1 protein-coding gene and 1 pseudogene are annotated in these 454 nt (G+C 64.3%); both read right to left on the reverse strand.

All coding sequences use genetic code 11. The features are described from left to right. Positions 1-192, reverse strand: a pseudogene (locus tag DEQ92_RS22625) (mechanosensitive ion channel family protein); the annotation flags it as partial. Next, complete coding sequence (locus DEQ92_RS22630; RefSeq protein WP_115821811.1) at positions 189-437, reverse strand: YhbY family RNA-binding protein; 249 nt, start codon at positions 435-437, stop codon at positions 189-191. The pseudogene DEQ92_RS22625 and the gene DEQ92_RS22630, both read right to left, overlap by 4 nt. Between the last annotated feature and the right edge of the window lie 17 nt (positions 438-454).

Below are 454 nucleotides of genomic sequence, written 5' to 3' on the forward strand. Positions count from 1 at the left end.
TTCCATCATCCGGTTCGCGAGCGGGAGTACGACGCTGCGCCCGACGAGATAGACGACGGCGAACACGCCGAGGAACGCCAGCGCCTGTCCGAGCAGGCCAGCGACCGTGTCCGGCAGTCCGAATCCAGCGAGGAAGCGACCGATAGAGTCGCTCAGGTCGACGCCCGACTGGAGCGTCGCCCCGCCGATCATCGGTAGAGAACTCCCGTGTTACCTCGTGTTTCGATTACCGTGGCATCGGTGCGCTCGGCCAACTCCGCGGCTAACTCCTCGACCGTCGTGCCGCCCTGAGCGGCTCGGAGGAACTTCACTTTGATGAGGTCCCGGTCTGCGAGTTGGTCGGATACTTCCTCGACGACGGGGTCGAGACCGCCCTTTCCGACCCAGACCGTGACGTCGAGGTCGTGTGCCTGCTTTCGCAACTCCTGTTCGTCCATACCGACTCGCTACGGCC

It is taken from the genome of Haloferax sp. Atlit-6N (genome assembly GCF_003383195.1).
In the GTDB taxonomy this organism is placed as follows: Archaea; Halobacteriota; Halobacteria; order Halobacteriales; family Haloferacaceae; genus Haloferax; species Haloferax gibbonsii.

Excerpts from the sequence above, each read along its gene's own strand:
- DEQ92_RS22630 (WP_115821811.1), bottom strand. The coding sequence starts at position 437 with ATGGACGAACAGGAGTTGCGAAAGCAGGCACACGACCTCGACGTCACG.